At 47.4% G+C, this 7,286-nt stretch carries 6 protein-coding genes; 5 read left to right on the top strand and 1 reads right to left on the bottom strand.

Annotation, left to right across the window (positions count from 1 at the left end; translation table 11 throughout):
- Window positions 1-68: 68 nt before the first annotated feature.
- The 5 genes from QUA97_RS12365 (at window position 69) to QUA97_RS12345 (ending at window position 4,837) form a co-directional block, all read left to right on the top strand.
- On the top strand, window positions 69-254 hold the full coding sequence (locus QUA97_RS12365) for a hypothetical protein (RefSeq protein ID WP_333194732.1): 186 nt from the start codon (window positions 69-71) through the stop codon (window positions 252-254).
- Entirely contained in the window at window positions 251-568 is a 318-nt protein-coding gene (locus QUA97_RS12360; RefSeq protein ID WP_194065824.1) for a DUF433 domain-containing protein, read from the top strand. The genes QUA97_RS12365 and QUA97_RS12360 overlap by 4 nt, the downstream gene beginning before the upstream one ends.
- A gap of 35 nt (window positions 569-603) precedes the next feature.
- Window positions 604-942, top strand: coding sequence for a DUF433 domain-containing protein (locus QUA97_RS12355; RefSeq protein ID WP_333194731.1), 339 nt, complete (start codon window positions 604-606; stop codon window positions 940-942).
- Window positions 943-945: 3 nt separating this feature from the next.
- The gene (locus QUA97_RS12350; protein WP_194065826.1) at window positions 946-1,308 is read left to right on the top strand and encodes a DUF5615 family PIN-like protein; all 363 of its coding nucleotides are present in this window, start codon (window positions 946-948) and stop codon (window positions 1,306-1,308) included.
- 325 nt (window positions 1,309-1,633) lie between these two features.
- Window positions 1,634-4,837 carry a leucine-rich repeat protein gene (locus tag QUA97_RS12345; RefSeq protein ID WP_333194730.1) on the top strand — a complete coding sequence of 1,068 codons (3,204 nt, stop codon included), beginning with the start codon at window positions 1,634-1,636 and terminating at the stop codon, window positions 4,835-4,837.
- 73 nt (window positions 4,838-4,910) lie between these two features.
- Here the strand turns inward: QUA97_RS12345 and QUA97_RS12340 are convergent, their stop codons facing one another.
- A complete protein-coding gene (locus tag QUA97_RS12340) occupies window positions 4,911-7,274 on the bottom strand; it encodes a DUF3488 and DUF4129 domain-containing transglutaminase family protein (protein ID WP_333194729.1) in 2,364 nt (787 codons plus the stop codon).
- Window positions 7,275-7,286: the final 12 nt, after the last annotated feature.

The raw sequence follows: 7,286 nt of genomic DNA, 5'->3' as shown, positions 1-7,286 counted from the left end.
TTTTCCTAGCAGCTTCACTATTTTTATTCATTTTACCTCATTTTTAAATAGTCTCATACTTATTTGAAATGACTATAATCGACAAAGCGACGGATGAGGGCGAGACAAAATTGGATTTGCCGAGTTTGGAGTTGGAGGAATTGCCGCCGGAGATTGGCAAGTGCACTGGGCTTGAGACTTTGGTGTTGGGGGAAATTTGCTATGATAGTTTGAGCGATCGCACTATTCTACATTGCGTAAATTATCAGCTATGAACATTCAGTTGGTTGACTCCTTAATTCAAGTCATTGAGTCGCTGACACCTGAAGAGAGTTTGCTGTTTCAAGAAAAACTCTGGGCTAGGGCGATTCAGAGTACGCCTGGAGTGTGTGGAGGATATGCCCGAATTCGCAACACCCGCATTCCTGTTTGGACGCTGGTTTCGCTTCACCAACAGGGGGCTGATGAGGCTGAATTACTTCGGAATTATCCAGGTTTATCCGATCGCGATTTAGAGAATGCTTGGCGTTATTACGATCGCCACCGCGCAGAAATCGATCGCATTATAGTTTCTCATCAAACCGAATAGTAGAATAGTAGATAGCTAAAAGAGGGATTTTAGATATGGAAATGAATCAGTATTTTGATTTCTTAGCACCGGATGATATTCGGATTAAAGGACATCGTATCGGGATTGAGACCGTGCTGTATGAATATTTGCATCGGGAACGCACCCCAGAAGAAATTCAGCAACTCTATCCATCTCTAACTTTAGCAGAAGTTTACACAACTATTTTGTATTATTTGCTCAACAAGGAATCAGTAAGTAGATATATACAAGATTGGTTGGAATGGTCGCATCAGCAGCGAAAAATGCAAGCAGCAAATCCGCATCCGGCTGCGGAAAGATTGCGAAAATTGAAGGCTGAACGGGAAAGTAAAACTGCAATCCAGGATACTTGAGAAATGGCGCTCAAATATTTAATGGACGAGAATGTTACGCCCATTTATGCTACACAACTTCGGCGAGAATGCCCTGATTTAGTAGTTTGGGCAGTGGGCGAAATTGGTACACCCCCAAAAAGCACTCTCGATCCGGAGATTTTGGTTTGGTGTGAGGATCGTAACTTTATTTTGGTGACAAACAATCGCAAGTCAATGCCGGTACATTTGGTAGATCATCTGGCTCAAGGTGGTCATATTCCAGGGATTTTCGTTTTGAATCAGGATTTAAGTATTGGGCAAAATATTGAGGAATTGATTGTGATTGTTGATGGTTCGTTTGATAACGAATACCAAGACCGAATCATTCATCTCCCTTTAACATAAATCTACTAAACAAAAAATGTGTAGCCTTTTTCCTCCCCAGATTCCTCGCGGGTGGCAAGAAACCGGGTTTTTGCTCAGAAGACGGGTTACAGTCGTAGAAACCCAAAAAACCCGGTTATGAAGGTTTTGATGCGTAGGCCACGGAGGACACGGCAATGCCGTTTCCCTACCCCAAAATAATCGACGATCGCCCTCCCTCGGATATAATCATCGCCAGATTAATTTTCGGGAAACGGCACCGCGTCGTGTCCTGATTCCTGCTGGCTTTCCCCACCCAACAAAAATCCTGTCACAATAAACTGAATCCTACCAAGAGACAAAGGGCATGACGCGAGAGGAAGCAGTGCGGCGAATTCACCGGGCAGCCGAGGAAAAATTGACTCAACTGGATTTGTCGGGGCTGGACTTGGAGGAATTGCCGCCGGAGATTGGCAAGTGCACGCAGCTTGAGAAGTTGGTGTTGGGGAAGGTAGAAAGGTGGCAAGGGTTTAATGTTAACCCGAGTCTGAAACTAATAATCCCGAATCAATTAAGAACACTGCCAGAGGAATTGCGATCACTCGTAAATTTGCGATCGATTGACCTCAGCAGCAATCCATTCGGAACGATGCCAGAATTGCTGCTGGAAATGAAGCAATTAGAGAGTTTAAATTTAACCAGGATTGGTTTAACAGCCATCCCAGAGGATCTCGGCAAACTGTCGAATCTGACACGGCTTTACCTCAGTGAAAATCAGATTACAGCAATCCCAGAGGATCTCGGCCAACTGTCGAATCTGACACAGCTTAACCTCATGAGCAATCAGATTACCTCCATCCCAGAGGATCTCGGCCAACTGTCGAATCTGACAGAGCTTGACCTCCATAACAATCAGATTACATCCATCCCAAAAGTCATCGGCCAACTGTCGAATCTGACACGGCTTAGCCTCAGTGACAATCAGATTACATCCATCCCAGATGATCTCGGGCAACTGTCGAATCTGACAAAGCTTGTCCTCAGTTACAATCAGATTACCTCCATCCCAGATGATCTCGGGCAACTGTCGAATCTGACACAGCTTTATCTCACTGTCAATCAGATTACCTCCATCCCAGAAGATCTCGGGCAACTGTCGAATCTGACACGGCTTTACCTCTGGGACAATCAGATTACCTCCATCCCAGAAGATCTCGGGCAACTGTCGAATCTGACACAGCTTGTCCTCAGTGGCAATCAGATTACCTCCATCCCAGAGGCGCTCGGGCAACTGTCGAATCTGACAGAGCTTTCCCTCAGTAGCAATCAGATTACCTCCATCCCAGAGGCGCTCGGCAAACTGTCGAATCTGACACGGCTTGACCTCGGTGGCAATCAGATTACCTCCATCCCAGAGGCGATTCGTGGCATGGAGAAGCTGGAAAAACTGGATTTGCGAGGTAATCCGATACCAATTCCGCTGGAAATATTGGGCGGAAAACAATCATCTCAACTAGGCGATTTACGTACCATCCTCGATTTCTACTTCCAAACCCGCGACCCCGACGCTACCGAAGAACTCAACGAAGCCAAACTTTTGATTGTTGGCGAAGGCGAAGCGGGAAAAACCACCCTTGCAAACAAACTCCTCAACCGCAACTACGAACTCAAAGAACGAGAACCCTCCACCGAAGGCATCGACGTGATGCGCTGGGAATTCACACAAGCCAACGGCAAACCTTTCCGCGTCCACCTCTGGGACTTTGGCGGACAGGAAATCTACCACGCCACCCACCAATTTTTCCTCACCGAACGTTCCCTGTACGTCCTCCTCGTCGATAACCGCCGCCAAAACCCCAACCTCTGCTACTGGCTGAGTGCCGTCGAACTCCTCAGCAACAGCAGTCCCGTCTTCCTCGTCCAAAACGAAAAACAAGACATCCGCTGCGAAATCAACCTCTCCCAACAGCGGCGCGACTTTGCCAATTTAGAAAAAGATTTCGCTACCAACCTCGCCAGCAATCGCGGACTCGCAGAACTCCAACGCGCCCTCCAAAACCGCATCGCCACCCTCGACCACATCAGCACGCCCGTTCCCAAACGCTGGGCAAGCGTCCGCCACATTTTAGAAAACTATTCCCAACGCCAAACCCACATCGCAGTCAGCGAATTTTTCGACATCTGCGCCAGCCAAGGCTTTAAAAAATCCGATAAACCCGCCATGCTGACTCTCAGCAAATACCTTCACGACTTGGGAATTATCCTCCACTTCCAAAAAGACCCCATCCTCAAAAACATAGTCATTCTGCGTCCCGAATTGGCAACCAATGCTGTTTACAAAGTCATCAGCAAGAAAGAAATTACTGACGAAAAAGAAGTCGCCGACAACGCAGAAGTCATCGCCAACTGCGGGTATTTCACCCAGGAAAACCTCAAACAAATCTGGTGCGAAAGAGAATACCGAGACTTGCACGACGAACTACTCCACTTGATGAAACACTTCAAACTGTGTTACGAAATCCCCTGCCAACCCAGACGCTACATCGCCCCGCAACTTCTCCCCCTGGAAACGCCCGATTACACCTGGGACGACACCGATAACCTGATTTTGCGCTACGAATACGACTTCATGCCCAAAGGCATCATTACCCGTTTTATTGTCGAAATGCACTTGTTAATCTACCGCCCTCAACCTTCTTTACCAAAGGGTAGGGGAGATATCGTGTGGCGCGATGGAGTCATCCTCGCCGACAATTACGCCAAGGCTGAAGTTATCGAGAATTACCACCAACGAGAAATCCGCATTCGAGTTTCCGGCAACCACAAAAAATCTCTTTTAGACCGCATCCGCCACGAACTCTGGAAAATTCACGCGACTTACGACAATCGCCTCAAATACCAAGAATTCATCCCCTGCAACTGTGCCGAATGCAAAGGCAGCCAAGACCCTCACCTCTACAATTTTGAGTCTTTGCGCCGCCGTTTGACCAACCGCCGCTACGAAGTCGAATGCGACAAATCTTATCAAATGGTCAACGTACGCGGCTTGATGGAAGATTTCCCGGATAATTTGCAACAATGGGAAGAGAAAGAGCGAATTTCTGGAATCGATAGCCCCGATTTTGGAGATTCTTCTAGCATTCAATTCAATATCAACGTTAACGGTAAAAAAATGACTCAAGATTCTTCCAAAACCAACAACTTCAACGGCCCGATGTCTGGTGTGATTGGCAGCGACAACACCACAGTTAGGAATAACGCATTTATCCAAAACAATAACACCAATACCGCCGAACTTCTGAAACAGATTGCATCAATGCGTGAAACCGCCGCCCAGTTTCCCGAAGACATTCGCGAGGGTGTAATTATCGATATTGAAGATGTTGAATCCGAAATCAAGAAACCGGAAAACGAAAGGAATCCAGCTAGATTAAAGAAAAGTTTAAAAGCTATTTTAGCGACGGCAACTGCGATCGGAGTTGGCATCGCTGGCGTGACTGATTTTGCTGATAAGGCGATCGATGTCGGTCAAAAACTGGGTATCGAACTCAAGCTACCATCGGCACGGTAAATTATTTGCAATTTTCGCGATATTCATATTACCACAGTCAGGACACGGCGCCGTGTCCGACTGAGAATTTATATTATCTTAGCTTTTTGAGTTTCTTCAAGTGCGATCGCCTCAAATTGTCCACCAACTGTCGCAACTGACTCAAATTTCCCGCTTCGCCGCCATACTTCCAGCGCACGTAAGCTTGCGAAACTTCCTCAATTACCTCAGCTTCATCGGTTTCGTGGTGGCCGCGCATTGTCTCAGCATACTCCAAAGGCGTTTGAGCTTTCTGCTTGGCAAATCCGCGACTTGCCAAATCCTTCAGCATTTGCTGATAAACCCCCTCCACCGGCGGCAACTTCGCCAGCCAGCGGCGGTAGCGCCACTTGCGCCACCCTTGCCAAATTAACCAGCCAATAAACCCAAAGGCGATCGCGCTAATCAACCCAGTAAATAACCCCACCCAACCCCTAGCAAACTGTCCCAGAAACCAACCCAGACTCAAACTGATCCAGCCAATTACAAAACCTATAACTGAATCCAGCCCGCTTCTGAGAGGAGTCGGTAGCCAAGCCGCGATCCACTTCCAAAACGATTCCAGCGCGCTAAAAGTCTGGTTGTCTTCCACCGAAGCCGGAATCAGCGGATAACCTGGAATCGGATTAAAACCAAACCACCCGTATCTGGGAAAATATACCTCCGTCATCAAGAAAGCGTCGGTATTTCTCACCACATACAAACCTGTAAACGGGTTGAATTCTCCCGTATCGAAACCGCCAGCCACTCGCGCCGGAATCCCGATCGATCTCAGCATAATTGTCAGTACCGTCGAAAAATGGTCGGGATATCCGCCTGTAACTTTTTTGCCGTCTTGCGTGTTTTGATAGCCAAACAAAAAACCCTCGACTAAATCTTCACTTTCTTCTAAATAAGGCAAAGCTTTGACAAGTTTGTAATTAGGATTTTGTTTCAAATATTGAGCTAAGTACAAAGCTTTTTCGTAGGGAGAATCGATCGCCCTGTCCGACTTAGCCACTCTTGTTCTCCCCAACAAGATTTCTTCAGTTTTTTCTCGCACTTTCTGGGCAATTTCTGGCGGCACGTCCAAATAGAATTTGCGAATATTTTTCGGGTAATTAGTACCAGTTTGCCCCAACAAGGAGCGATCGCGAAACGGCACGTTAGAAATCACCGTATAAGTCAAACCTTCCGCCAATTCCACAGGCGATCGCAAACCTCCCTCCGCATCAATCGCCACTTCCTGCGTCGGAAAATAAAGTTCCTTCGGCTTGTTTAAAGCCGGAATCAAATTCGGTAACTGAGCAAGAATAGTATAACTTTGAATCACCTCTTGAGTGCGGGGCGCATTCGGATACGGATTCAGATAAAATTGATAAGACCAGCGAGGTCGATTCACCTTAAAAGCGTCGTCGTTGCGCGAAACTTCCCAACCCTGACCGGTATATTTGTCAAAGCCCAACACTCGCCAAAAACCCGCCGCCTGCGATCGCACCCGCATCACCACTTGAGGTTTTAATACCCCCCGCAAATTTTGATTGATGCGCTGGTTGAAACCGTAATAAAAAGTAGAGTCTACCTCTCCTGGCCCTTTGTCTGGGTTTCTCCCCTTCCCTCCGCCAGTTCCTTTTTGATTTCCCCCCCTGACATACCCCGGATTCAGAATGCTGCGCGAGTCAAACTCCCCCTGATATTCAATAGGAGCACTCACGGGAAAAGTCCGCAATTGATAGCCTGGAAGGCGCGGCAAAAACGCAAAAATAGCCAGCCCCAACCCTACAGTTATCAACAGCAACAAACTAAAATACTTGGGGGATAAAGTAGCAGCAAATAGGGATAAATTGTTGTTTTTACTTCTACTTTCTGTCGCCGGATTGATGTTTTCTAGCTTCGAGAGTCCCAAGCGCGATCGGTAATCCAGCACCAAAGTCGGCAGCACTAAAGCCAAAAATACCAACAGCAGCGGCCCAAAAGTCAGCGTTTGACTGATGGTCGCCGCTACACTCAACAAAATCAGCCCGATGACGACCGAATAGCCCAAATCCTTGCGGCGGGGCAAATCGAAACTGTGCAACACTTGAATGTTAATTAACAGTTGCGCCAAAACTAACCGCGTATCGTTTAATTCTCCCACCAAGCGGGTAAAAAAGGCGAACAGCGCCACCAGCATTCCAATAGCTATGCAGAATTTAGCGGCTACATTGCGATCGCGGCGGCGGTACCAACTCCAAGTTGCTCCCACAATACTAACAGGCACAGCCCACAGGTTCAGGCTTTCTTCAGAAGCAACATCAGTAGCCACAATTCCCACAATTACCAACAACTGAACTAGGATTCGCAGCAGTAAAGAATCCTCAGTCACCGGCGGAGGCATTGCCTCTATCCGCTCCCACAGTTTACCCAAAACAGGTATATTTCGCAGGTTATCAGTTGTCATGTGCACCCATCC

Source organism: Microcoleus sp. CZ3-B2 (assembly GCF_036705055.1).
Classification (GTDB): domain Bacteria; phylum Cyanobacteriota; class Cyanobacteriia; order Cyanobacteriales; family Microcoleaceae; genus Microcoleus.
Note: the sequence above shows the minus strand (reverse complement) of the source record. Positions and strands in the feature narration are given on the sequence as shown.